This window comes from Mesorhizobium sp. BE184 (assembly GCF_031457045.1).
Lineage (GTDB): Bacteria > Pseudomonadota > Alphaproteobacteria > Rhizobiales > Rhizobiaceae > Mesorhizobium.
Genome location: NZ_JAVDVU010000001.1, coordinates 1361384 through 1386394, shown reverse-complemented (window position 1 = coordinate 1386394; position 25011 = coordinate 1361384). Strand labels below are relative to the sequence as shown.

The 25011-nt window shown below is 62.2% G+C and carries 25 protein-coding genes and 1 pseudogene; 19 read left to right on the top strand and 7 right to left on the bottom strand.

What is annotated here, in order from left to right:
• The first annotated feature begins 31 nt into the window (after positions 1-31).
• Together J2X35_RS06815 and J2X35_RS06810 are read left to right on the top strand one after the other, a co-directional pair.
• A complete protein-coding gene (locus J2X35_RS06815) occupies positions 32-472 on the top strand; it encodes a DUF1489 family protein (protein ID WP_310183208.1) in 441 nt (146 codons plus the stop codon).
• Between the two features lie 205 nt (positions 473-677).
• The gene (locus J2X35_RS06810) at positions 678-1373 is read left to right on the top strand and encodes a DnaJ domain-containing protein (RefSeq protein ID WP_310183206.1); all 696 of its coding nucleotides are present in this window, start codon (positions 678-680) and stop codon (positions 1371-1373) included.
• A gap of 47 nt (positions 1374-1420) precedes the next feature.
• On the opposite strand, the gene J2X35_RS06805 is transcribed toward J2X35_RS06810, so the two are convergent.
• Entirely contained in the window at positions 1421-2770 is a 1350-nt protein-coding gene (locus J2X35_RS06805; RefSeq protein WP_310183203.1) for a D-alanyl-D-alanine carboxypeptidase, read from the bottom strand.
• A gap of 260 nt (positions 2771-3030) precedes the next feature.
• Between J2X35_RS06805 and J2X35_RS06800 the strand changes: the two genes are divergently transcribed.
• The 3 genes from J2X35_RS06800 (at position 3031) to clpA (ending at position 6432) form a co-directional block, all read left to right on the top strand.
• The gene (locus J2X35_RS06800; protein ID WP_056109894.1) at positions 3031-3360 is read left to right on the top strand and encodes a phasin family protein; all 330 of its coding nucleotides are present in this window, start codon (positions 3031-3033) and stop codon (positions 3358-3360) included.
• 269 nt (positions 3361-3629) lie between these two features.
• On the top strand, positions 3630-3959 hold the full coding sequence (gene clpS / locus J2X35_RS06795) for an ATP-dependent Clp protease adapter ClpS (protein WP_056109892.1): 330 nt from the start codon (positions 3630-3632) through the stop codon (positions 3957-3959).
• Positions 3960-3966: 7 nt separating this feature from the next.
• Positions 3967-6432, top strand: a complete 2466-nt coding sequence (gene clpA / locus J2X35_RS06790) for an ATP-dependent Clp protease ATP-binding subunit ClpA (protein WP_310183200.1) — start codon at positions 3967-3969, stop codon at positions 6430-6432.
• 68 nt (positions 6433-6500) lie between these two features.
• On the opposite strand, the gene J2X35_RS06785 is transcribed toward clpA, so the two are convergent.
• Positions 6501-7595: a phosphatase PAP2 family protein gene (locus J2X35_RS06785; RefSeq protein WP_310183197.1), complete on the bottom strand. Its 1095-nt coding sequence runs from the start codon at positions 7593-7595 to the stop codon at positions 6501-6503.
• 187 nt (positions 7596-7782) lie between these two features.
• Here J2X35_RS06785 and J2X35_RS06780 point away from each other — a divergent pair, with 187 nt between their 5' ends.
• Together J2X35_RS06780 and J2X35_RS06775 are read left to right on the top strand one after the other, a co-directional pair.
• A complete protein-coding gene (locus J2X35_RS06780) occupies positions 7783-8526 on the top strand; it encodes an AzlC family ABC transporter permease (RefSeq protein ID WP_310183195.1) in 744 nt (247 codons plus the stop codon).
• Positions 8523-8873, top strand: a complete 351-nt coding sequence (locus J2X35_RS06775) for an AzlD domain-containing protein (RefSeq protein WP_310183193.1) — start codon at positions 8523-8525, stop codon at positions 8871-8873. Before J2X35_RS06780 ends, J2X35_RS06775 begins: the two co-directional genes overlap by 4 nt.
• Positions 8874-8876: 3 nt before the next feature.
• Here J2X35_RS06775 and J2X35_RS06770 read toward each other — a convergent pair whose 3' ends face one another.
• The 4 genes from J2X35_RS06770 to J2X35_RS06755 all read right to left on the bottom strand — a co-directional run bounded on the left by J2X35_RS06770 (position 8877) and on the right by J2X35_RS06755 (position 11881).
• On the bottom strand, positions 8877-9308 hold the full coding sequence (locus J2X35_RS06770) for an HIT family protein (RefSeq protein ID WP_310183190.1): 432 nt from the start codon (positions 9306-9308) through the stop codon (positions 8877-8879).
• Positions 9309-9402: 94 nt separating this feature from the next.
• The gene (locus J2X35_RS06765) at positions 9403-10629 is read right to left on the bottom strand and encodes a GNAT family N-acetyltransferase (protein WP_310183187.1); all 1227 of its coding nucleotides are present in this window, start codon (positions 10627-10629) and stop codon (positions 9403-9405) included.
• Between the two features lie 56 nt (positions 10630-10685).
• A complete protein-coding gene (locus tag J2X35_RS06760; protein ID WP_310183184.1) occupies positions 10686-11411 on the bottom strand; it encodes a glycerophosphodiester phosphodiesterase in 726 nt (241 codons plus the stop codon).
• 5 nt (positions 11412-11416) lie between these two features.
• Entirely contained in the window at positions 11417-11881 is a 465-nt protein-coding gene (locus tag J2X35_RS06755; RefSeq protein WP_056109880.1) for a RidA family protein, read from the bottom strand.
• A gap of 136 nt (positions 11882-12017) precedes the next feature.
• Here J2X35_RS06755 and J2X35_RS06750 point away from each other — a divergent pair, with 136 nt between their 5' ends.
• Together J2X35_RS06750 and J2X35_RS06745 are read left to right on the top strand one after the other, a co-directional pair.
• On the top strand, positions 12018-12851 hold the full coding sequence (locus J2X35_RS06750; RefSeq protein WP_310183182.1) for a cell envelope integrity EipB family protein: 834 nt from the start codon (positions 12018-12020) through the stop codon (positions 12849-12851).
• Positions 12852-12861: 10 nt separating this feature from the next.
• Complete coding sequence (locus tag J2X35_RS06745) at positions 12862-13146, top strand: DUF4031 domain-containing protein (protein ID WP_056109877.1); 285 nt, start codon at positions 12862-12864, stop codon at positions 13144-13146.
• Here the strand turns inward: J2X35_RS06745 and chrA are convergent.
• Positions 13137-14360 (bottom strand): chromate efflux transporter, encoded by a 1224-nt coding sequence (chrA, locus tag J2X35_RS06740; protein WP_405023184.1) that lies wholly within the window; start codon positions 14358-14360, stop codon positions 13137-13139. The genes J2X35_RS06745 and chrA overlap by 10 nt on opposite strands.
• A gap of 266 nt (positions 14361-14626) precedes the next feature.
• Here chrA and rpsB point away from each other — a divergent pair, with 266 nt between their 5' ends.
• The 10 genes and pseudogenes from rpsB (at position 14627) to fabZ (ending at position 25008) form a co-directional block, all read left to right on the top strand.
• Entirely contained in the window at positions 14627-15442 is an 816-nt protein-coding gene (rpsB, locus tag J2X35_RS06735; RefSeq protein WP_310183180.1) for a 30S ribosomal protein S2, read from the top strand.
• A gap of 134 nt (positions 15443-15576) precedes the next feature.
• Positions 15577-16497: a translation elongation factor Ts gene (gene tsf, locus J2X35_RS06730; RefSeq protein WP_310183177.1), complete on the top strand. Its 921-nt coding sequence runs from the start codon at positions 15577-15579 to the stop codon at positions 16495-16497.
• Positions 16498-16715: 218 nt separating this feature from the next.
• A complete protein-coding gene (gene pyrH / locus J2X35_RS06725; RefSeq protein ID WP_056109869.1) occupies positions 16716-17438 on the top strand; it encodes a UMP kinase in 723 nt (240 codons plus the stop codon).
• A 34-nt stretch (positions 17439-17472) separates the two neighbouring features.
• Complete coding sequence (gene frr / locus J2X35_RS06720; protein WP_056109867.1) at positions 17473-18027, top strand: ribosome recycling factor; 555 nt, start codon at positions 17473-17475, stop codon at positions 18025-18027.
• A gap of 20 nt (positions 18028-18047) precedes the next feature.
• Positions 18048-18788: pseudogene (locus J2X35_RS06715) on the top strand (isoprenyl transferase); the annotation flags it as partial.
• Positions 18789-18795: 7 nt separating this feature from the next.
• Positions 18796-19620: a phosphatidate cytidylyltransferase gene (locus tag J2X35_RS06710; RefSeq protein ID WP_310183173.1), complete on the top strand. Its 825-nt coding sequence runs from the start codon at positions 18796-18798 to the stop codon at positions 19618-19620.
• Positions 19621-19705: 85 nt separating this feature from the next.
• Positions 19706-20848 carry an RIP metalloprotease RseP gene (gene rseP, locus J2X35_RS06705; protein WP_310183172.1) on the top strand — a complete coding sequence of 381 codons (1143 nt, stop codon included), beginning with the start codon at positions 19706-19708 and terminating at the stop codon, positions 20846-20848.
• Positions 20849-21068: 220 nt separating this feature from the next.
• On the top strand, positions 21069-23432 hold the full coding sequence (gene bamA, locus J2X35_RS06700; RefSeq protein WP_310183171.1) for an outer membrane protein assembly factor BamA: 2364 nt from the start codon (positions 21069-21071) through the stop codon (positions 23430-23432).
• Positions 23433-23498: 66 nt separating this feature from the next.
• Complete coding sequence (gene lpxD, locus J2X35_RS06695; protein ID WP_056109860.1) at positions 23499-24551, top strand: UDP-3-O-(3-hydroxymyristoyl)glucosamine N-acyltransferase; 1053 nt, start codon at positions 23499-23501, stop codon at positions 24549-24551.
• The gene (fabZ, locus tag J2X35_RS06690; protein ID WP_310183169.1) at positions 24544-25008 is read left to right on the top strand and encodes a 3-hydroxyacyl-ACP dehydratase FabZ; all 465 of its coding nucleotides are present in this window, start codon (positions 24544-24546) and stop codon (positions 25006-25008) included. The genes lpxD and fabZ overlap by 8 nt, the downstream gene beginning before the upstream one ends.
• Positions 25009-25011 lie beyond the last annotated feature (3 nt).

Below are 25011 nucleotides of genomic sequence, written 5' to 3'. Positions count from 1 at the left end.
ACCGGCGTCAGGCAACCGCTAGATTCCCGCCATGGCTCTCAATCTGATAAAGCTCTGCGTCGGCTGCGACAGCGTCGAGGATCTGGAGGAATGGATCGCATTCCGCCTCGATGAGAAGCGCCGCGCCGGCCAGGCCGTCGAGCATTTCCACACCACCCGCATGGTGCCGACGCGCGGTGCCGAGATCGTCGGCATCGGATCGCTCTACTGGGTCATCAAGGGCAATGTGCAGTGCCGTCAGCGCATCACGGAAATCCGCCCCTTCACCGACGCGGAGGGTATTGGCCGTTGCCATCTGGTGCTGGATACCACCGTCGTGCGGACTGCATGGCAGCCGCGCCGGGCTTTCCAGGGCTGGCGTTATCTGAAACCGGCCGACGCGCCGGTCGACCTGGCCCGAGGCGCTGCGGCCGGAATCGCCGAAATGCCGCCCAAGCTGCGGCAGGAACTAGCCGAACTCGGCCTGCTCTAGAACCCGGCTCCAGCTTCATCTTCGCGTAAATTTGAAAGCGCGGTCCACCGGCCGCCATTATTGTTCGTTAGCAACCGCGAACCGCCTGCGACACGACGACTCGCATCGATCGCCGAGGTGGAGTCTTCGATGATGCAGTTCCGGCTTTGCCGCCGCTGTGCAAATGCACTTATGATCGACCGATGACCCTGATTGGCCTGGATATATGAGCGTTCTTATCGCGGCCTTTGCCGCAATCCTGCTCTTGCTCGCCGTGCTGGCGCTGTTCCTGCGCGCCGACCCATCGACCATGGCGCGTTCAATGCGGCGACTGGCTCCGCTGGCGCTTCTGCTTTGTGGTCTGGGCGCCATCTCGGCCGGCCGCGCCGGGCTGGCATTGCCCTTCCTCGCCGCAGCCATCCTGTGGCTGGGCTTTACCTGGAAAAACCGGCCCAAGCCGTCTGCTGGCCAGAAATACGCGACAGTGCGGACTGCCGCGCTGGAAATGAACCTCGACCATCGCACTGGTCGCCTTGAAGGACTTGTTCTTGCAGGATTGAGCGAGGGACGGATGCTCGGTTCGATGGAATTGCACGAACTGACGGGACTCTATCGCGAAGTTGGCGGCGACCCCGACAGCGTCCGGCTTCTAGAGGCGTATCTTGACAGCCGTTTTCCCGTCTGGCGAGAGCACGCGCAACCGTATATCCGCGAAGGGCTGGGCGTTGCGCCAGGTCCGGGCGCCATGACTAAGGAGGAGGCCTACGAGGTCCTTGGTCTTGAAGCGGGCGCCGCCCCGGCGCAGGTCCGCGAGGCGCACCGACGCCTGATGCAACGCCTCCACCCCGATATCGGTGAGGCGTCTTTCCTGGCGGCGCGGATCAACAAAGCCAAGGACATCCTGCTCTCTAATCACAACTAGCGCTCCTTCGACCTAAAACATTACCCGGGAGTATCCCGCCGTATCAGTTACTGCTGTACGGCGTAGCAGGAAATTTTCTTCTTTTTCAAAGTGTTGCAGGCGTTCCATGCGGCATCCTTGGATTCGAAGCCGCCGAAGCGCGCGCGGTAGAACGTTACCCCGCCCTTGGCGAAGGGAACGGTGAAGCCAGCGGCTTCGGCGAGCACGGCCGGCGCCTTCTTCGCGGTCTTGTCGAGAGCCGACTGCGCTTCCGACGGGCTGGGGGATGACGCGACCTGGACGACCCAGCCGGCCGAGACGGACGCGGTCGACACAGGATCGATCGCGGCGGGTTCGGCCGCGGCATAGGCTTCCACGACCGGAGCCGGCACCGGCGCGACAGCGGCGGCTTCCGCCTTGGTCGGCAGTTCGATCTCGGCGTTTGCCGAGGCCACCTGAACCTCTTCCCGCGGCCGGCGGCCGGGCGTCGGCACGTCGTTCTTGGGCAACAGCACCTTGGCGAGCGCCGTGACCGGATTGTTCTCCGCCAGCGCGACCAGCGGGCCGTCGCCGCGCGGCGAGGCTTTCGGCAGATAGGCCTTGATCAGCTGGGCCATCTGAGCGTCGCGCTTGGCGCCCGAGGCGCCGCCCATGACGACCGCCACCAGCCGGCGGTTGCCGTCCTCGACGGAAGAGACGAGGTTGTAGCCGGAGGCACGGGTGTAGCCGGTCTTGATACCGTCGACGCCCCTGATGCGCCCGAGCAGCCGGTTGTGGCCGTTGATGCGCGTGCGTCCATACATGAACGAACGCTGGGAGAAATAGCCGTAATACTGCGGATAGTGCTCGCGCAGCGCGATGCCGAGAACCGCCATGTCATGGGCGGTGGTGAACTGGGCCGGGTTGGGCAGGCCGTGGGCATTGCGGAAGACGGTGCTCTTCATGCCGAGCGCGCGCGCCTTCGCCGTCATCATGCGAGCGAAATTCTCTTCGGAGCCGCCCAGGAACTCGCCCATGGCCGTGGCGGAATCGTTGGCCGACTTGGTCACCATCGACAGGATAGCGGTTTCCACCGTCACCGATCCGCCTTTGCGGACGCCGAGTTTGGTTGGCGGTTCGGCGGCTGCGTTGGCCGAGAAGACGATCGGCGTGCTCTTGTTGATCTTGCCCTTCGAGAGGGCCTCGAAAGCCATGTAAAGGGTCATCATCTTGGTGAGCGAAGCGGGATAGCGCCGCGCATTCGCGTCCTTGGCGTAAAGCGTCTTGCCGGTCTTCGCGTCGATCACCACGGCCGCGTATTGCGCAGCCAGGGAGGCCGTCACGTCGGCCACGACGATCGTCATCGCCAAAAGGGCGATCACGGCCGGTTTAAAGGATGAGAGGGATTTGGAAATAACTGCCGCCAACGCCTTACGCACTGTTTTACCCTTTGACTTTTTTGTTGCTGGGGAGGGCAAAGGTCCCGCCCGATGGGGCAAGCTAGCGTGGGCAACGTTACCAATCCGTTTATGGTAACCGCCGCGTTCACCAATTTTCCCGCAGTCGAGGCAAACTTTATTCGAATCTTAGTAAACGGCGGCGCATCCGACTCACTGATTGCGGCGCACATTGACTTTTTGTGCGCTGCACAATATCTACAGGGCATTGCACAACAAGTCGGATCCAAGGAGCCGCGCAGATGACCCAGACCTACGAGGACTTCAGTAAATACGGCAAGGAGTTCGCCGACACCGGGCTCAAGAGCTTCGCGTCCGTTTCCAAGGGCGCCCAGGCGATCGCCGTCGAGGCCACCGACTACAGCAAGAAGAGCTTTGAGAACGGCAGCGCCTTTTTCGAGAAGCTGTTTTCCGCCAAGTCGTTCGAGAACGCGGTGGAAATCCAGACCGACTACGTGAAGCAGTCGTACGAGTCGCTTGTTGCTGAGGCCACCAAGATCGGCGATCTTTACGCCGAGCTCGCCAAGGAAACCTACAAGCCTTTCGAATCGCTCGTCGCCAAGGCGAAGTAACGGGCTTTCAATTCTGTCCGATTGCAGGCATTCGCCCCGCAAACGAACCCGGTCGCGTTTCTGCGGCCGGGTTTTTTCGTTTCATGGCGTCCGCATAAATCAAGTTTGCGAAAAACCCGGCGGATTGGCGGCCTGGCTGTATTGTCAGGCAACCAGAAGGGCTTAAAATCCGGCAACGAAGACCTACATGTCGTTACATAGACGGGGATTCGACCCAGAGGCAGGGCTAAGTGACAATCGGTCTAACTGCCACGACACATGTGGCGCGTATGCAAAACGAAGGCGGTGACGGCAATGGGGCCGGACGCAGCACAGCTGTCATCACGCGCACGAAGACCAAGACCAAAAAGCCCAGCCTGTATCGGGTTCTGATCCTCAACGACGACTACACCCCGATGGAATTCGTGGTCCACGTCCTGGAGCGGTTTTTCCAGAAGGACCGCGAAGCCGCCACGCGCATCATGCTCCATGTTCACAATCATGGGGTGGGCGAATGCGGGGTCTATACATTCGAGGTGGCCGAGACCAAAGTGTCTCAGGTCATGGATTTCGCCCGACAGAATCAGCATCCGCTGCAATGCGTGATGGAGAAGAAGTGAGGAATTGATGCCTGCATTTTCCCAAGGGCTGGAAAAAGCGCTCCACCAGGCGTTGACGTTCGCCAATGAACGTCACCACGAATATGCAACTCTCGAACACCTGCTGCTCGCCCTGATCGACGACGCCGAGGCCGCGGCCGTCATGCGCGCCTGCAATGTCGACCTGAGCGAACTGCGGCAGACCGTGGTTACCTATATCGATACCGAACTGGACAACCTCGTCACCGGTTATGACGAGGATTCCAAGCCGACCGCCGGTTTCCAGCGCGTGATCCAGCGCGCCGTGATCCATGTGCAGTCATCCGGCCGCGAAGAGGTTTCCGGCGCCAACGTGCTTGTCGCCATCTTCGCCGAGCGCGAAAGCCATGCCGCTTACTTCCTGCAGGAACAGCAGATGACCCGCTACGACGCGGTCAACTATATCTCGCATGGCATCGCCAAGCGCCCCGGCGCTTCCGAGAGCAGGACCCCACGCGGGGCCGAGGAAGAGCAGGGCGGCGTACCAGGCGCCGATCCGCAGGAGGACGGCGGCAAGAAGAAGCAGCAGGATGCCCTGACCGCCTATTGCGTCAACCTGAACAACAAGGCGAAGGCCGGCCGCATCGATCCGCTGATCGGCCGCAGTTCGGAGATCAGCCGCACCATCCAGGTGCTGTGCCGCCGGTCGAAGAACAATCCGCTCTATGTCGGCGACCCCGGCGTCGGCAAGACGGCGATCGCCGAAGGCCTGGCCAAGCGGATCGTCGAGGGCGATGTGCCGGAGGTGTTGAACGACGCGACCATCTTCGCGCTCGACATGGGCACGCTGCTTGCCGGCACGCGCTATCGCGGCGATTTCGAGGAACGGCTGAAGCAGGTCGTGAAGGAGCTTGAGGATTATCCGGGCGCCATCCTGTTCATCGACGAAATCCATACCGTGATCGGCGCCGGCGCAACGTCCGGCGGCGCCATGGATGCGTCCAACCTGTTGAAGCCGGCGCTGTCTTCCGGCGCGATCCGCTGCATCGGATCGACCACCTACAAGGAGTTCCGCCAGTTCTTCGAGAAGGACCGGGCGTTGGTGCGCCGGTTCCAGAAGATCGACGTCAACGAACCGACCATCGAGGACGCCATCGAAATCATGAAGGGGCTGAAGCCCTATTTCGAGGATTTCCACAAGGTCAAGTACACGGCCGACGCCATCAAGGCTTCGGTCGAGCTTTCGGCCCGCTACATCAACGACCGCAAGTTGCCGGACAAGGCGATCGACGTGATCGACGAGACCGGCGCCTCGCAGATGCTGGTGCCCGAGGCCAAGCGCAAGAAGACCATCGGCATCAAGGAGATCGAGGCGACTATCGCCACCATGGCGCGCATCCCGCCGAAGTCCGTCTCGGCGGATGACGAGAAGGTGCTGGCGGGTCTGGAGATCGAACTCAAGCGGGTCGTCTACGGCCAGGATACCGCCATCACCGCGCTGACCTCGGCGATCAAGCTGGCGCGCGCCGGCCTGCGCGAGCCGGAGAAGCCGATCGGCTCCTATTTGTTCTCGGGTCCGACCGGCGTCGGCAAGACCGAGGTTGCCAAGCAGTTGGCGGCGTCGCTCGGGGTTGAGCTGCTGCGGTTCGACATGTCGGAATATATGGAACGCCACACCGTCTCGCGGCTGATCGGCGCGCCTCCCGGCTATGTCGGCTTCGACCAGGGCGGCCTGTTGACCGACGGCGTCGACCAGCATCCGCACTGCGTGCTTTTGCTGGACGAAGTGGAGAAGGCCCATCCGGACCTGTTCAACATCCTGTTGCAGGTGATGGACCATGGCAAGCTGACGGACCATAACGGCAAGTCGATCGATTTCCGCAACGTGATCCTGATCATGACCACCAATGCGGGTGCTTCGGATGCGCAGCGCGCTGCCATCGGTTTCGGCTCGACCAAGCGCGAGGGCGACGACGTGGAGGCCATCAACCGGCTGTTCACGCCGGAATTCCGCAACCGTCTCGATGCGATCATCCCGTTCGGCTCGCTGCCGGTGCCGGTCGTGCATCAGGTCGTGCAGAAGTTCGTCATGCAGCTGGAAGCGCAGCTTTCCGAGCGTGGCGTCACCTTCGACCTGTCGCCCGACGCCATCGCGTGGCTGGCCGACAAGGGCTACGACGAGCGCATGGGCGCGCGTCCGCTCGGCCGCGTCATCCAGGAGCATATCAAGAAGCCGCTGGCGGACGAGGTGCTGTTTGGAAAGCTGAAGAACGGCGGCACGGTGCGCGTCACGGTCAAGAAAAAGGAGACTGGCGAATCCGGTCTCAAGCTGGAATCGCTGGCCGACGAAGCGCCGGTGAAGCCGAAGAAGGAAGAGCCGGCCGACAGGCCGAAGGCCCGCAAGGCTCCGGCCAGGAAGCCGGCGGCCAAGAAGGCGGTCGCGAAGAAAGAAGAGCCGAAAGGCAAGGACGGCGGCAAGCGCAGCCTGGTGCCGCAACTGCCACGGAAAAACTGAGCACCGCCAGCCAGTCGCGAAAATCGAAAAAGCCCCCGGTTCGCCGGGGGCTTTTTTGTTGGCAGGATCTAGCGGAGCGGCATATCCGCGGCCGGAAAGCGCCGGATGAAGAGACCCGCCGTCTTCCATACGATCACTGCAAGGATGGCGCCTGCGTATCCGTCGACGGCATAATGCCATCCCAGTACGACCGAGCCGGTCATGATCAGGACGGCGAAGACACCCAGCAAGGCCCCGGCCAGTTTCGACCGCGCGCCCGCATAAAGCGCGATAAGAACCGCGGTCGCCACGTGCAGGGACGGGAAGGCCGAAATGCCGGTATTGCCGTTTGCGATGTTCAGGTAGCCGCTCCAAAGCGTATCCTGGGTCTGCAGAGCCCAGACCGCGTGACTGCGTGCGGCTGCGGCGAGGGCGTCGGTGAGCGGCTGGTAGTCGTCGCCCAGGCCAAGCCGAGCGAAATAGCAGGGACCGGCGGATGAGAAACCGATTGCGACGAAAAATCCGCCGACAAGCCACAGCGTCATCAAGCTGATGAGGTAGCGATGCCTGAGCGCATTGTCGCGCTGGGTTATGGCGCAGGCGAATATCGAGCCGACGAGGACAACGAACCAGAAATTGTAGGCGAAGTTCAGGCCAAGAACAGCGAGCGGACTGCTAACCAGCCACCAGAGCCATTCATAAGGCTCCCTGCCGAAATGCAGGAAGCGGTCGAACCGCATCAGCGTTTCGTCCCAGGAAAACGGCTTCAGGATCGATATCGAACCCTTGAGCACGCCGAAAGCGCTGGCAAAAAGGATAAAGGCGGCTATGCCGTTGATGCCGTTCGCCAGGCGTTCGCCATTGCTGAAAAAATGCCCGAATGGCCGCAGAAATGACGAAAGAGGGTGGGGATCGCGCTCCACAATCGCGAGCCAGGCCAGTTTGACGAGCGCAAATCCGCAGCCGCCGAGCCAGAAAGCCGCCAGCAGGTACAGCCCGAAATCGGCTACGGTCCCGAAGTCGGGCACGCTGCGGGTATGCCAGCCGATCAGCAGGGAAAGAACCAACGTACCGATCGCCAGCGCATGAATCTGGCGGTGACGCCACACGGCAGCCAGAAAGATTCGCCCGTAATCGTGCCAGGCTGGCGATGTTCGCGGGGTGATGGACATTGTCTGGACCATGCGATCCTCATGGGTTCGCGCGAACTTATGCGCAAACCGCTTGCCATTTCGCTAATCGGCGCCGTCCGGCGGCAATTCTTCAGGTGTGCGTCAGGATCGATCGGGCCGAAATGCCCTGAGGTCAACTGCTGGGCCAGACACATTTTGATATCGTTCCAGCGCCGCCTCTATGCTACCCGACATTTCGATGCCTGTTGATCCATCCCTTTCGAGACGTTCATACCGCCGCCGCGTCTGGCTGCTGAGAGGCATTCGCGCCGCCTTTTCCCTGCCGGGTCTTATCCTGGCGAGCTCCTTCATCGGGTTTGCCGCACTTGCCAAGGATGCCGGGCTGACGCTGACGCAGACGGTGTTCATGACCGGCATCGTCTGGGCGCTCCCCTCGAAAGTGGTGCTGGTCGGCAGCGTCATCTCCAATACGGCGCTGCCGGCAGCGGCGCTTGCCGTGACGCTGTCGGCAATCCGGCTGATGCCGATGGTGGTGTCGATCATGCCCGAGGTGCGCACCGAGCGTACCCCAAGGTGGGTGCTCTACGCACTCGCGCACTGCGTGGCCGTTACTTCCTGGGTGGTCGCCCTCGAACGTTTCCGAACCGTGCCGCGCGACATGCGCACGACCTACTATGCGGGGCTCGGCTTTACGCTGATCCTGTTCAACATGCTGGTGGTGGCTGTCGTCTTTGTCCTGGCGCAATCGCTGCCGCCGGCGGTATCGGCGGTGCTGTTCATGCTGACGCCGATCTACTTCCTGACGTCGCTATGGGGTTCGGCACGGGAGCGCGCCGTCCATGTCGCCATGGTGCTGGGGCTGGTGCTCGGCCCTGTCTTCCACCTGCTGTTGCCCGAGTTCGATCTGGTTGCGGCCGGGCTCATCGGTGGCGGCCTTGCCTATGGCTGGCACGTTGTCACCAAGAGGAGGCGGGCCGAATGACGTTTTTCAGCAATTCGGCCTGGTGGTGGCCTTATCTCTTCATTCTCGTCGGCGGATGGATGGCCACCGACATATGGCGCTTCCTTGGCGTCTATCTCGGCGGCCGGATGTCGGAAGACTCCGAGGCCATGGTGCTGGTGCGCACCATGGCGACGGCGCTGGTGGCGGCGGTCATCGGCAATCTGATCGTGTTTCCCACGGGCGCCCTGGCCGATACGTCACTTGCCTTCCGCATCGGCGCTGCGGGGCTCGGCTTTTTTGCCTATATCGTCAGTGGCAAACGGATGCTGGTCGGCATCGTCACCACCGAAATCGTGCTTTGTATCGGGCTCTATATGGGCCTTTGACGGTCAGCCGGCAGCCTGCATGGCGGCGCGCGCCTTTTCCATGTTGGCGGTGAGCACGTCCGGATCTTCCTTTACCCCTGCATGGGGTTTTAGCTCAACGCCCTCGAAGCGAGGGAGAACGTGGACGTGGAGGTGATAGACGCTCTGTCCCGCCGCCGGTTCGTTGAATTGCCGGATGGTGACGCCGTCGGCGTTGAAGGCGGACTTTAGCGCCTTGGCCACCTTCTGCACGGTCTTGAACAAGGCGCCCAGCGTTTCCGGATCGGCATCGAGCAGATTGCGCGACGGCGCCTTCGGAACCACCAGCGCGTGCCCGTCGCCCTGGGGCATCAGGTCCATGAACGCGACGGTCGCATCGTCTTCGTAGAATTTGTATGCAGGCAGTTCGCCGCGCAGGATTTTGGCGAAGACGTTGGCGGGATCGTATTCTGTCATGATTGGCCTCGAAAAAGCGGACGAACGACTGACCGCAGGGGTACTCCAAACTGACGCCACTTGGCCATAGCCAACGAGGCGCGCCAGACTGCGGTTACTCATCCTCTATCGTCTGTTCCAGGTTCTTGCGGAAAGGCGTGTGCTCTTCCAGATACCCGCTCATCTGCTCGACGTCCTGCCGCTCACGCCTGAGATAGTCGGCAATGGCGCGCCGCAGGCCAGGGTGGGCGATGTAATGCGCGGAATGCGTGGTGACGGGCCGGTAGCCGCGCGCCAGCTTGTGCTCCCCTTGCGCGCCGGCTTCGACGACCTTCAGCTTTCGCTCGATGGCGAAGTCGATTGCCTGATGGTAGCAGACCTCGAAATGCAGGAAGGGATGATCTTCGATACAGCCCCAGTTGCGGCCGAAAAGCGCGTCCGAGCCGATGAAATTGATCGCTCCGGCGATGTAGCGCCCGTTTCGTTTGGCCATGACAAGCAGAATATCGTCCGGCATGCGTTCGCCAATGAGCGAGAAGAACTCCCGGTTGAGATAGGGCCGGCCCCATTTGCGGCCGCCCGTATCCATGTAGAACGCGTAGAAATCGTCCCACACCCGCTCGGTCAAATCCTTGCCGGTCAACCGCTCGATGCCGATGCCGTCGGCCAGCGCCTCGCGCCGCTCCTTCTTCAGCGCCTTGCGCTTGCGGGAGGCGAGCGTCGCCAGGAAATCGTCATAAGTGGCAAAACCTTCGTTGAAGAAATGGAACTGCTTATCGGTGCGGTGAAGGAAGCCGGCAGCTTCGAGGGTCGGGATATCGGCTTGCGGCATGAACGTGACGTGTGCGGAGGATACGCCCACCCTGTCGGTGACGAGCTTGATGCCTGCGGCAAGGCCGGCCTTGACGGCATCCTCATCCTCGCCCTGCGACACAAGCAGGCGCGGTCCGGTTGCAGGAGTGAACGGGACGCAGCATTGCAGCTTCGGATAATATTGCCCGCCGGCGCGCTCGAAAGCGTCGGCCCAGCCATGGTCGAACACGTATTCGCCCTGGCTGTGCGACTTCACATAGCAGGGAACGGCGCCGAGCAGACGGCCGTCGGCCGTTTCCAGCCGCAGATGGTGGCCTTGCCAGCCGCTGCGGCGGATGGCGCAGCCGGAATCCTCCAGCGCACTCAGAAAAGCGAAGGAAAGGAAGGGGTTGTAGCCGCCCGGTGATCCGGGAACGGTGCCGCCGAGCTTGTCCCATTCAGGAGCATCGAACGCGGCCATGCCGTTGGCGATACGCACGACATAATCTGTCTGCGCAGTCTTGCCGGCTCCGTCGCTGCCTTGATTCATCAGCCTTACTTAATCGTCCGCATGGCGGGTGCAAGGCCATCCTGTGGCTTGGGACTTCACGCGACCGGCACTTCCGGGCGGAAGCCCTCGAAGGTGATCTGGTCTCCATATTTGTAGCTCAGCTCCAGCGCCGGCTGGTCGCGAACCGTCCAGGTGATGACCGGCATCTTCAGCTTCTTGCGCACGAAACTGACGAACGGATTCGGCAGGTCGCCGGCGGCGTAGGAGGTGAAAGCGAGGTCGTGGGCCAGCATGGAGAAATGCGCCTCGATCAGCCTGTTCTCCTTGCCATAGGCAGTGAGGCCGCCGGGGATGCCCGGCGCGAATTTGGAAAAATCGCGGATCAGCCAGTGGTCGAACGACATGATCGCCGCCTTGCCGTCGTATTTCTTCAGCCTCTCGCCGACCGCGGCCACCAGCCCTTCGTCGCGACCCGGCGTGCCTTTCAGTTCGATGACCAGGGGAACGCGCCCGGCGACCAGCTTCAGCATCTCGTCCAGCGTCGGAGCATGGTCGGCGGTGCCGCCAATGCGCAATTGCTGCATTTCGGCGGTGGTGCGCTGCCAGACGAACCCGTCCTGGCCCGCCAGCCGCTTCAAGTCGTCATCATGGATGACGACCGGAACGAAATCCGATGTCAGATGGACATCGCATTCGATGGCGTAGTTGTGCTTCACGGCTGCTGAAAAGGCGGAAAGCGTGTTTTCCCACCGGGTCTTGTTGAGGTCATGCAGGCCGCGATGGGCGATAGGGCGCGCGGTCAACCAGGAAAGATCGCTCATGATCGCTATTCGACCTCGAATATCGCTTCGACCTCGACCGCTGCGTTGAGCGGCAACGAGGCGGTGCCCACGGCGGCGCGGGCGTGCTTGCCGCGCTCTCCAAGGACAGCCGCCAGAAGGTCGGACGCGCCGTTGGCGACCAGATGCTGCTCGGTGAAATCCGGGGTCGAGGCGACGAAGACCGTGATCTTCACCAGCTTGCTGATCTTCTCGAGATCGCCGAGCGCGGCCTTGGCCTGCGCCAGCACGTTGATGGCGCAGAACTTCGCCGCTTCCTTTCCCGTCGCAGTGTCGACTTCGCGTCCCAGCAGGCCGGCAGCCTGGAGCTTGCCATCCTTGAGCGGCAACTGTCCGGCCGTGAACAGCAGGTTGCCGGTTCGCGCATAGGGCACATAGTTGGCGGCCGGCGCCGCGGCCGCCGGGATGACGATGCCCAGATCGCTCAGCCGCTTTTCGATTGTTTCAGCCATGGTATTTCCCTATTGCTTGATGACATGCGTCGGCGTGGCCGAAATTGCTATTTTTGCCTCGCTTATGCCACGACTTTTTTTAAGCTGGATCATCTATCCCCGCGCGCTGCATCAGCCGCCATGACCGGAGACCGCCATGCGGGCCAAGCGCCTCGTTCTTCCAGCCCTGTTGCTTTCGGCTGCCCTGTTGCCGGCCCAGGCCTTGGCCGTGCCGCCCTTGCAACCGCATCGGGCCGTCTATGACCTGTCGCTGGACAAGGCGTCCGAACGCTCCGGCATCACCGGCATCTCTGGCCGGATGGTCTACGAGTTCAATGGCTCGGCCTGTGAGGGGTATGCGGTCAATTTCCGCTTTGTCACACAGATCGACACGCGTGAAAGCTCGCGGTTGACGGACCAGCAGACGACGACGTTCGAGGACGGCCAGGGCAAGACTTTTTCCTTCCTCACCAAGTCCTTCGTCGACCAGAATCTCGACAAGGAGGTGAGGGGCAAGGCGGTCCGCGATACCAAAGGGGTCAGGGTCGACATCGAGAAGCCGAAGAAGGATTCGCTGGAACTGATGGCCTCGCAGTTTCCGACACAGCATCTGGTCGAGTTGATCGGCAAGGCTGAAAAGGGTGAAAACTTTTACGAAACCAGCCTTTTCGACGGATCCGAGGATGCCAACAAGATCATGGCCACGACCGTCGTCGTCGGCAAGGCGACCGAGGCGAGCAAGAGCGACCCCGAATTGCCGGCTCTGTCGAAACTGGCCAAGGATAAGTACTGGCCGGTCGACATCGCCTATTTCGACGAAAGCGACAAGCAGGGTGGCGAGGAAGTTCCGCAGTACCGCATCTCCTTCAAGCTGCATGAGAACGGCCTGACGCGCGACCTGGTGATGGACTACGGCGAGTTTTCGATGACGGGCAAGCTGGTCAATCTTTCCCTGTTCGACCCGGCGCCGCAGAAGACCTGCAATCAGTAGCAGCCGGTGCATGGCGGTCTATGTCGATGCTGCGATCTGGAAGTGGGCCGGCCGCAAATGGTGCCATCTGCTGGCCGACGATGTCGATGAACTTCACCGTTTCGCCGCGCAGCTCGGCATAAAGCGCTCTTCCTACCAGGGACCGCCGAAAACGGCGGCGCCGCACTATGACATCACCGGTCTGGAGCGCGACCGGGCCGTGCGGCTGGGTGCGGTGGAATGCAGCCGCGAGCAGATCGTGGCAGTGTACAAGCGGGTGAAGGTGCGGGATTTCCGGCGGCAGCATCAGAGGTAGGCGCGCACCAGCATCACGGCCGGAACCAGCAGCACCACCGTCCAGGACGGCGCTCGCGCGAAAACCAGCACTGCGAAGCCGGCCAAGGCCAAACAAGCGTCGAACAGACTGAAAACCGAACCTACCAGTACCGGATCATAGAAGGCGGCAGCCAGTACACCGACGACAGCGGCGTTCGTTCCCTGCATGGCCGCGTCGGTGCGGGCGTTTGCGCGCAAGGCGCCGACGAAGGGCAGCGCGCCATAGACGAGCAGCAGGCCCGGCAGGAATATCGCGATCAGCGCCATGAGGCCGAGGACGATGCCGGCGAAACCCGGAGCCATGCTCGCGCCGAGATAGGCCGCGAAGGTGAAGAGCGGGCCGGGCAGGGCCTGCGCCAGTCCGTAGCCAGCAAGAAAGCTTTCCTGGGATACCCAGCCGGGCTCGACCACAGAGGCTTGCAGCAAGGGCAACACGACGTGCCCGCCGCCGAAGACGAGCGCGCCGGATTGATAAAAGGCATTGAACTGTCCGACGATGTGCGCGCCGCCACCGAGGGTTGCAGCCGGAGGCAATGCCACAAACAGCAGCATCGCCGCGGCGACCGCCGCCAGGCCGGCCTGCCTGGAGACCGGGACGGGGAGGCTGGATGGCGCCACGCCGGCCTTGGCTGTGCAGAAATAGGCGCCGAAAAGACCGCCGAGCACGATCGGTCCGATCTGCCCCAGGAAGCCGCCGACTGCCAGCGATATGGTGAGAGCGGCGAGGGCGATCAGAGCGCGCGGCAGGTCGGGCACCAATGAACGCGTCATGCCCCAAAGCGCCTGCGCGACTATGGCGGCCGCAACCAGCTTGAGCCCATGCACGATGGCGTCCGCCGTCGGGCCGGCCAACAACGCTGCTCCTAAACCGAAACCCAGCATCAGGATCGCCGAAGGCAGCGTAAAGCCCAGCCACGCGGCCAGGCCACCAATCAAGCCATTGCCGCGCAGCAGACCGAGCGAGAAGCCGACCTGGCTGGAGGCCGGCCCGGGCAGGAACTGGCACAGGGAAACGAGATCGGCATAATGCCGGTCATCCACCCACCGTCGGCGCGTTACGAACTCGTCGCGGAAATAACCGAGATGAGCGACGGGTCCGCCGAAAGAGATCAGCCCCAGCCTGAGGAAGATCAGGAAGATACTGGCGAACGTGCCGACGGCTTTGTCGGATTCCATCGTTTCGGGAAGCGGCATGGGCCGGGCGGCCTTCCTGGTGGCAGGGCGGGTGGGTCGAAACCAATCGATGCCGGTTTGCCGCGCCGCGCGCAAGCGGCCTCGTGTCGCGGCACCCTATTGCCGCCCCGCTTGCTTTTCCCGGCCTTCCCCTCTATATGCGCGCTCATTCCACACACGGACTTTGGTTTCCGACCGGGAGAAATCCGGAGGCGACCGCCGGTGGCGTCAGGGGCTTTTCCCGAAACGTCGTTGTCCGTGGAGGCCAACCGGAAAGGAAATAAAGAATGGCATTGCCCGATTTCAGCATGCGCCAGCTTCTTGAAGCTGGTTCCCACTTCGGCCACCAGACCCACCGCTGGAACCCGAAGATGGCGCCCTACATCTACGGCGCCCGCAACAACATCCACATCATCGACCTGTCGCAGACGGTTCCGCTGCTGCATCAGGCTTTGAAGCAGGTTTCCGATACTGTCGCCAAGGGCGGCCGCGTGCTGTTCGTCGGCACCAAGCGCCAGGCCTCGGACATCGTCGCCGACGCCGCGCAGCGTTCGGCCCAGTACTACGTCAACTCCCGCTGGCTCGGCGGCATGCTGACCAACTGGAAGACGATCTCCAATTCGATCCAGCGCTTGCGCAAGCTCGACGAGATCCTGTCGGGCGGCGAAGCCCATGGCTTCACCAAGAAGGAACGCCTGAACCTCGACCGTGAGCGCGAGAAGCTCGACAAGGCGCTCGGCGGCATCAAGGACATGGGCTCGACGCCCGACCTGATGTTCGTCATCGACACCAACAAGGAAGCCATCGCCATCCTCGAGGCGAAGCGTCTCGGCATCCCGGTCGTCGCGATCATCGATTCCAACTGCGATCCGGACAAGATCGACTTCCCGATCCCCGGCAATGACGACGCGGCGCGCGCCATCCAGCTCTATTGCGATCTGATCGCCAAGGCGGCCATCGACGGTATCGCGCGCCAGCAGGGCGCTCTGGGCGTCGACGTCGGCGCTTCGGCTGAGGCTCCGGTCGAGCCGGCTATCGAAGAAGCATCGGCTCCGGTTGCCGAGGAGACGCCTGTTCCGACGGACGACGCACCGAAAGCCTGATCGTGGAGGCCGTTCGCGGCCTTCATCCATCTCACACATCGGCGCGCTAAGCGCTTGAGCGAGGCGCATCATCGAAGGCTCGATGGTGCGCCACCCATTTGAATCCAATGGGCATTTCGAACAAAGAGGCGACAATGAGCATTTCAGCAGCACAGGTCAAAGAACTGCGCGACCTCACCGGCGCGGGCATGATGGACTGCAAGGCGGCCCTGGCCGAAACCAATGGCGATATGGAAGCCGCCGTCGACTGGCTGCGCAAGAAGGGCATTTCCAAGGCCGACAAGAAGGCCAGCCGCACCGCGGCCGAGGGCCTTATCGGCGTCGATTCCGGAGTGCGCGAAGCGGCGATCGTCGAGGTCAATTCCGAGACCGACTTCGTCGCCCGAAACGACGCCTTCCAGCAGATCGTCGCCAATGTATCCAAGGTCGCCTTGGCCTATGGCAAGACGGAAGCTGTCGCCATGGCGAAGTATCCCGGTTCCGACAAGTCGGTCACCGACACCATCAAGGATGCCGTCGGCACCATCGGCGAAAACCTGTCCTTCCGTCGCTCCGACAAGCTTACGGTCAGCCAGGGCGCGGTGGCGACGTACATCCACAATTCGGTTGCCGATAATCTCGGCAAGCTTGGCGTGCTCGTGGCGATCGAGACGACCGGCGATGCGCATAAGGCCGGCGCCTTCGCGCGTCAGGTCGCCATGCATATCGCGGCGATCAACCCGCTGGCGCTGAGCGAATCGGAAATCGATCCGGCCGCTGTCGAGCGCGAGAAGGCGATCTTCTCGGATCAGGCGCGCGCCTCCGGCAAGCCCGAGAACATCATCGAGAAGATGGTCGAGGGCCGGCTGCGCAAGTTCTACGAGGAAGTGGTGCTGTTGAAGCAGGCTTTCGTGCTCAATCCCGACCTCACCGTCGAGAAGGCGCTGAAGGAAGCCGAGAAGGAAATCGGCGCTCCGGCCAAGATCACCGCCTATGTGCGTTTCGCCCTCGGCGAAGGCATCGAGAAGGAAGAGACCGACTTCGCGGCGGAAGTTGCGGCTGCCGCCAAGGGCTAGGTCTCCAGCATTTTTACGAGCGTTTATCGGTCGGGTGTCCTGAAAGATACCCGGCCGATTTTCTGTTTGAACTCAAGGAAAACGTTCGAATGCACGCGTGCGGCCCCGCGTGACATCGCGGTGTCCTTCGTGTATCGGGTCAAGCCATTGCGGCAATATCGGGTGGCGCCGGGCGGCGAGCCGCCCTGCATGTCCGCCACCATGATTTCGGGGACGATATGACGGCCAAGCCTCTCTACCGACGTGTCCTGCTCAAGGCTTCCGGCGAAGCGCTCATGGGCGATCAGCATTTCGGCATCGACGTATCGGTTGTGGACCGCATCGCATCGGACATTGCTGAAGCGCGGGCGCTGGGCATCGAGGTGGGCGTCGTCATCGGTGGTGGCAATATCTTCCGCGGCGTCGCGGTCGCCTCCAAGGGTGGAGACCGTGTTACCGGCGACCATATGGGCATGCTGGCGACGGTCATCAATTCGCTGGCGCTGCGTACCTCCCTGATCAAGATCGGCGTCGATGCGGTGGTGCTGTCGGCCATCGCCATGCCGGAACTGTGCGAAAGCTTCTCGCAGCGCCAGGCCACCGCCTATATGAACCAGGGCAAGGTCGTCATCTTCGCCGGCGGCACGGGAAACCCGTTCTTCACCACCGATTCGGCGGCCGCGCTTCGTGCGGCCGAAATCGGCGCCGATGCCCTGTTCAAGGGCACGCAGGTGGACGGTGTCTATTCCGCCGATCCGAAGAAGGACCCCAAGGCGACCCGTTTCGAGCGGATCAGCCATGCCGAAGTGATCAATCGCGGTCTCTCGATCATGGATACGGCTGCGATTGCCCTTGCGCGCGAAAACAACATTCCGATAATCGTCTATTCGATCCACGAGAAGGGCGGGTTTGGCGATATACTGAGAGGCGGCGGCCGGTGCACGGTCGTCGCAGACGATTGAAAGCGAGCCCGGCGAACGGGCCGAGGAGACGGTTATGAGTGGCGACTATGACGATCTGAAACGGCGCATGGACGGGGCGATCGCCGCCTTCAAGCAGGACTTGGCTTCGCTGCGCACCGGGCGTGCCTCGAGCAATCTCCTCGACGCCGTGCAGGTGCAGGCCTACGGCACCGCCATGCCGATCAATCAGGTCGCCAGCGTATCGGTTCCGGAGCCGCGCATGATCTCGGTGTCGGTCTGGGACAAATCCATGGTCAGCGCCGTCGACCGCGCCATCCGCGAAGCCAATCTCGGCTTCAACCCCATCGTCGATGGCACCAATTTGCGCATACCGCTGCCCGAGCTCAACGAGCAGCGGCGCAAGGAACTGGTGAAGATTTCGCATGGCTATGCCGAGAATGCCCGTGTCGCTGCGCGCCATGTGCGCCGCGACGGTATGGACTTTCTCAAGAAAGCGGAAAAGGACGGCGATATTTCCGAGGACGACCAGCGCAAGCGATCCGACAGCGTGCAAAAGCTGACGGACGAGACGATCAGCACCATCGACAGTCTGCTTTCCGAAAAGGAAGCGGAAATCATGCAGGTTTAGGGTCTGCTGCAAAGCCACCCGAAAGCGAGAGAATGGCAAGCCCCGGGGCACCCGCGCATGTCGCGATCATCATGGACGGCAATGGCCGCTGGGCTAAGGCCCGCGGCCTGCCGCGACTTGCCGGCCACCGGGCCGGCGTCGAGGCGTTGCGCCAGGCGGTGCGGGCGGCTCCGCAGTTCGGAGTGTCCTATTTGACGGTGTATGCCTTCTCGTCCGAGAACTGGTCGCGGCCGAAGTCGGAAGTCAGCGACCTGATGGGATTGCTGAAGCTTTTCATCCGGCGCGATCTCGCCGAATTGCACCAGAACGGCGTCAAGGTTCGTATCATCGGCGACCGCGTCGGCCTGCAGCCGGACATTCGCGGCCTGCTTGAAGACGCCGAGGCGCTGACCGCCGGCAACACAGGACTGACGCTCGTCATCGCCTTCAACTATGGCGGGCGCGACGAGATCGTACGCGCCGCGAGCCGCTTGGCCAATGCCGTCGCCCGAGGCGAAATCGCCGCCGAGGCGATCACCATGGAAACGTTTTCGTCCGCCCTGGACACCTCGGACATTCCCGACCCTGACCTGGTCATCCGCACCAGCGGTGAATTGCGGCTTTCCAACTTTCTTCTGTGGCAGGCGGCATACAGCGAACTGGTTTTCCTGCCGTGCTACTGGCCCGATTTCAGCCGCGACCATTTTGCCGAAGCGCTGCGCGATTTCAGCGGGCGTCAAAGGCGGTTTGGAGGCCTCGCCGCTCAAGACGTCGCGTCATGAGCGCGCAATGAGCAACCTTCAAGTTCGCGTCATTTCGGCGCTTGTGCTGGTTGCGGTCATTCTTGTTCCGACATGGTTCGGCGGTTTCCTGTTCCGATTGGCCAGCGCGGTAATCGCTGGCGCGATTTTCTACGAATGGACGCAGATGGCGCGGTCGGCGGTGTCGTCGATCGGACCGGCCACAAACCTGCTGCCGCAAGCGCTGATGCTGGTCTTTGCGCTGGCGTTGGTCGCCGATTTGCCGGCCTGGTCCCTTCTGCTGCTGCTGGCGGCTATCGTGGCGGCGACGGCCATTTTTTCCTCCATGCGTGGCACCGGACAATGGGACGCCGCCGGGCTCGCCTATGCCGGGCTTTCCGGCCTGTCGCTGGCGCTGCTTCGCGATTCCAACCATGCAGGGCTGGTTGCGGTGCTGTTTCTTTTCGCAGTCGTCTGGGCGACCGACGTCTTTGCCTATTTTGTCGGGCGCGCGGTCGGCGGGCCGAAGCTCGCGCCCTCCATTTCGCCCGGCAAGACACGCAGCGGCGCGGTCGGCGGCGCGGTTGGCGGCGTCGTGGCCGGCGTGCTGCTGGCGATCCTGGCTGGCGCCGGCAATATTTTCACGCTGGCTTTGGTGGCGCTGGTGCTTTCCGTCGTCGCCCAGGCAGGCGACCTGTTCGAATCCTGGGTCAAGCGGCGGCATGGGCGCAAGGATTCGGGCAATCTGATCCCTGGCCATGGCGGCGTCATGGACAGGGTGGACGGGCTTGTCGCGGCGGCGTTCGCCCTTTACCTGATCGGCTGGATGGCGGCGTCGGCCGAGCACCCGGCGCAGGGACTTTTCCCCGCATGAAGGGCGCGGGCTGTTGCGCGCGTCATGGATTTGCCTGCTTTGACGAAGAAGTCAGAGCCGGCCGTTACGGCATAGAGGGCACCTTTTGACCGAGATCATGCACGCCGTCTTCAGCACCGAGGGCATTGTCCTCGGCACGCTCGTGCCGTTCCTGTTCGTGCTGACGGTCGTCGTGTTCGTGCATGAGATGGGTCACTATCTGGTCGGCCGCGCCTGCGGCATCGGCGTTCAGGCCTTTTCCATCGGTTTCGGGCCGGAACTCGTCGGCTTCAATGACAGGCACGGCACGCGCTGGAAGCTCTGCGCCGTGCCGCTCGGCGGCTATGTGAAGTTCGTCGGAGATATGAACGCGACCTCCAGCCAGCCCGGCGCCGAGGAACTCGACGCCCTGAGCGAGGACGAGCGCAAGGTCGCCTTCCACACGCAGCCGATCTGGAAGCGCGCCGCCACCGTGTTCGCAGGTCCGCTGTTCAATTTCCTTTTGACCATCGCCGTGTTTACCGTGCTGTTTTCCGTCTACGGGCGCTATGTCTCGGAGCCGATGGTGGCTTCGGTGACCGCCGACAGCCCGGCTGCACAGGCCGGAGTGATGCCGGGCGACCGTTTCGTCAGCGTCGACGGCCGCAAGGTCGAAACCTTCGGCGACGTGCAGCGGCTGGTTTCAGGCCGGGCAGGGGACGCGATCACCTTCGTCATGCTGCGCGATGGCAAGGAAGTCAGTCTGACCGCGACGCCGAGCCTGATGGAGCAGGAAGACGCGCTTGGAAACAAGGTCAAGGTTGCGATCATCGGTGTCACCAATAACGAGCAGGTCGGCCAGCCGCGGCTCGTCACCTACGGCCCGGTGCAGGCGCTTTCAGCGGCGGTGTCGGAAACCGGCCATATCATCGAGCGCACAGGCCAGTTCCTGACGCGCTTCGCCGTCGGCCGGGAGGACAAATGCCAGCTCGGCGGTCCGGTGAAGATCGCCGGCATGGCCGGTCAGGCGGCCAAGCTCGGCTTCGAATGGCTGGTGCAGCTGGTGGCGTTGCTGTCCGTCGGCATCGGCATCCTCAATCTGCTGCCGATTCCACCGCTGGATGGCGGTCACCTCGCCTTTTATGCCATCGAGGCGGTCATCAGGCGGCCCGTTTCGGAATGGATGATGGAGGCCGTCTACCGAACGGGGTTGGTTCTGGTTCTGGGCTTCATGGGGTTCGTGTTCTGGAACGATCTGTTCGGGTGCTGAAATCATGAACAAATTCAGTACGTCAGCCGATGGCATTGAGGGTGCGTTTACCATGCGTGGGGATATGCGTGACGCGAAAGCCACGCCTGCGCGGGAAGTAAATACAAATTAACCAGAAGCCTTGCGTGTAGGGAAAATCCGGTTATTACGGTATGGGAAATTTACCGCGACGTCCGGTTTTCTCGCCGTGGGGACTTCGAGAAAAAGGTTATAGAGCCCGATGAAGGCATCCAAGTTTCTTAGCGCTGCTTCAGCGGCGGCTTTGTCCGCCGCCCTGGTTGTTCCAGGTGCGCTTGTTGTTCAGTTCGCCGCCGTTTCGGCGGCCGAGGCTGCTGTGGTGAGCAGGATCGAAGTGCGTGGCAACACGCGCGTCGATGCCGATACGATCCGCAACTATGTCTCGATCAAGCCCGGCAAGTCGTTCTCGGGCGGCGACATCGACGAGGCCGTCAAGGGCCTGTTCGGCACCGGCCTGTTCTCCGACGTCCAGATCAACCAGGTCGGCTCCTCGCTGGTCATCACCGTGTCCGAGTACAAGGTGGTCAACCAGGTGCTCTTCCAGGGCAACAAGAAGATCAAGGACGCGCAGCTTTCGAACGTCGTGCAGCTGAAGCCGCGCGGTTCGTTCTCGCAGGCCACGCTCGACGCCGATGCCCAGGCGGTCAAGGCTGCCTACGGCAATATCGGCCGCGACGACGCCTCGGTGACGACGCAGATCATGGATCTGGGCGACAACCGCGTGAATGTTGTGTTCAACATCACCGAAGGCGACCGCACCAAGATCGCGGCGATCAATTTCGTCGGCAACACGGCCTATTCCAGCCGTCGTCTGGCCGATGTCATCAACACCAAGCGTTCGACCGTGCTGTCGTTCCTGCTGCGCGACGACGTCTATGACGAGCAGAAGCTGCGCGCCGACGAAGAGCTGCTGCGCCGTTTCTACTACAATCACGGCTATGCCGACTTCCAGGTCGTCTCGGCGTTCGGCGAGCTTGACGATGCGACCAACGAATACACTGTCACCATCACCGTGCAGGAAGGCGAGCGCTACCGCTTCGGCGACGTGTCCGTCGACAGCACCATTCCGGAAGTCGATGCGGCCTCTTTGAATTCGGTGGTCGAGTCCCATGCCGGCGATGTCTACAGCGCCAAGGATGTCGAAGATTCGATCATCGCCATCACCGAGCGTGTTGCTGGCCAGGGCTATGCCTTCGCGCAGGTTACGCCGCGCGGCGACCGCAATTACGAAAACCGCACCATTTCGGTTGTCTATACGGTCGATCAGGGCACCAAGGCCTATGTCGAGCGTATCGAAATCCGCGGCAATTCGCGCACGCGCGACTACGTCATCCGCCGCGAGTTCGATATCAGCGAAGGCGACGCCTTCAACCAGGTGCTGATCCAGCGCGCGAAGAAGCGGCTGGAAGCCCTCGATTTCTTTGAGAAGGTCGATATCTCCACGGCGCCCGGCTCCGAGCCGGACCAGGTCGTCCTGGTCGTCGATGTGACCGAGAAATCGACCGGTGAATTTTCCATCGGCGCCGGCTATTCGACCGGTGGCGACACGCCCGGCGCTTCGGTGCAGGGTTCGGTGTCCGAGCGCAACTTCCTCGGCCGCGGCCAGTTCATCCGCTTCTCGGCGGGTGGCGGCAAGAATTCGCGCGACTATTCGTTCTCATTCACGGAGCCGTATTTCCTCGGCCACCGCATCTCCGCTGGTTTCGATATCTTCAAGTCGACCCGCGACTATGACAATTACGACTCTGAATCGACCGGCGCGACGATCCGTTTCGGCCTGCCGATCACCGACAACATCACAACTCAGCTCGCCTACAATATCTCGCAGGAGAAGTACGAGCTGGATGACGATTGCATAACCGCCGGTGGATATGACCCTCTGAAATGTACGGTCTCCACTGCAATCCTCGATGGCATCGATGAAAGCCCGTGGCTGAAGTCGTCGATCAGCGGCGCGCTGATTTACAACACCATCGACAACGAGAAGAAGCCGCATAGCGGTATCTACGCCAATCTCGGCGCCGAGTTCGCCGGCGTCGGCGGCGACGCCAAATATGTCAAGCTGACGGCGCGCGGTTCCTACTACCAGACATTGTCGGAAGAGCTGGATATCGTCGGCGTGTTTTCGGGCGGCGCTGGCTATATCGCCAGCTATGGCGATGGCAAGCTGCGCGTGTTCGACCATTTCAAGAGTAACGACCGTATGATCCGCGGCTTCGAGTACAATGGCATCGGTCCGATAGCCAACGATGCGGACGATCATGTCGGTGGTACGACCTATTTCAATGCTTCGGCGGAAGCGCAGTTCCCGCTGCCAGCAGTTCCGGAAAGCCTCGGCCTGCGTGGCGCGGTGTTTGCCGACGCTGCGACCCTCTACGGTACGGAGTTAGCGTCCAACCGTGTTCTGTCCGGGTCGGCTAATATGGAATGGCGCGCTTCCGTCGGCATCGGCATCCTGTGGGATTCGCCGTTCGGGCCGCTGCGCGTCGATTACGCCGTACCGGTCAAGAAGGAAAAGACCGACGACGTCCAGGAACTCAACTTCGGCATGTCCACCCGCTTCTAAGCGCGGACGTTTCCGGGCCTCGCGGTCCGGAAACGTGTGACCCGATCAGCTGGATATTGCTTTGCGATGACCGAACCGGTGTTTTTCGCGCCTTCCCGCCAGTATACGGTGGCCGAGGTCGCGAACTTGACTGGCTCGTCGCTGGTCAACCCGGCCTATGCCGATACGGTCATCGACACCATAGCTTCCGCGACCGAAGGCGGCGAGCGCGCGCTCGTCTTCGTCGATGGCAAGCGCAATGCCGGCCTGATGGCGTCACTGTTCGCGACGGCCGTCCTTTGTCCCATTGAACTGGCTGACGCGGCGCCCACCGGCGTCGCCGTGCTGGTAAACCAGCGGCCGCAACTGGCGTTCGCCACGATCGGCAGGCTGCTTTTCCCGGCCGCGGCCACGCCCGTCGCGCTGACGTCTGAAAAGGGCATATCCAAGCAGGCTCATGTGGATGCGACTGCGAAGGTCGAGAAGGGCGCCATCATCGAGGCCGGCGCGGTGGTCGGTCCGGGCGCCGCCATCGGCAGCGGCACCATCATTGCCCCCAACGCCGTAATCGGAGCCGGATGCCAGATCGGCCGTGATGGCTATGTCGGCCCCAATGTGAGCGTGCAATATGCGCTGATCGGCAATCGCGTCATCATCCATGGCGGCGCCAGCATCGGCCAGGACGGTTTCGGCTTCGTGCCGGGTCCGAAAGGCCCGGAACGTATGCCGCAGATCGGCCGCGTCATCATCCAGGACGATGTCGAGATCGGTTCCAACACCACGGTGGACCGCGGCGCCATGGCCGATACGATCATCGGCGAGGGGACCAAGATCGACAATCTGGTGCAGATCGCCCACAATGTCCGCATCGGGCGCGGCTGCATTATCGCTGGCCATTGCGGTCTTTCCGGTTCGGTGACGCTCGGCGATTTCGTCATGCTGGGCGGCCGTGTCGGCATCGCCGACCACATCACCGTTGGCGACCGCGCCCAGGTGGCCGCATCTTCCGGCCTGATGTACGACATTCCGGCCGGCGAGCGCTGGGCCGGCCTGCCGGCGCAGCCGATGCGCGATTTCTTCCGCGAGCTTTCAGCCATCCGGAATTTCACCAAGCACACCAAGGGGGACAAGAATGGCTGACGCGGCGGGCGCTGCGCTGGGGGCGGTGGACATTATGGGGCTGTTGAAGCTCCTGCCACATCGCTATCCGTTCCTGATGATCGACCGCATCGTCGAGATCGACGGTGACGATTCCGCCGTCGGCATCAAGAACGTGACCATCAACGAGCCGCATTTCCTTGGCCATTTTCCGGACCAGCCGGTGATGCCGGGCGTGCTGATCATCGAGGCGATGGCGCAGACCGCCGGCGCCATCTGCATCCGCCAACTCGGGACGACCAAACCATCCCTGGTCTACTTCCTCACCATCGACGGGGCCAAGTTCCGCAAGCCCGTCGTTCCCGGCGATCAGTTGCGCATTGCGGTGAAGAAGATCAAAAAACGCGGCAATCTCCTCAAATTCGCCTGCGAGGGTCTTGTCGACGGCGCAAAAGTCGCGGAGGCCGAGATTTCCGCTATGATGGTCGAGAACGACTGAACC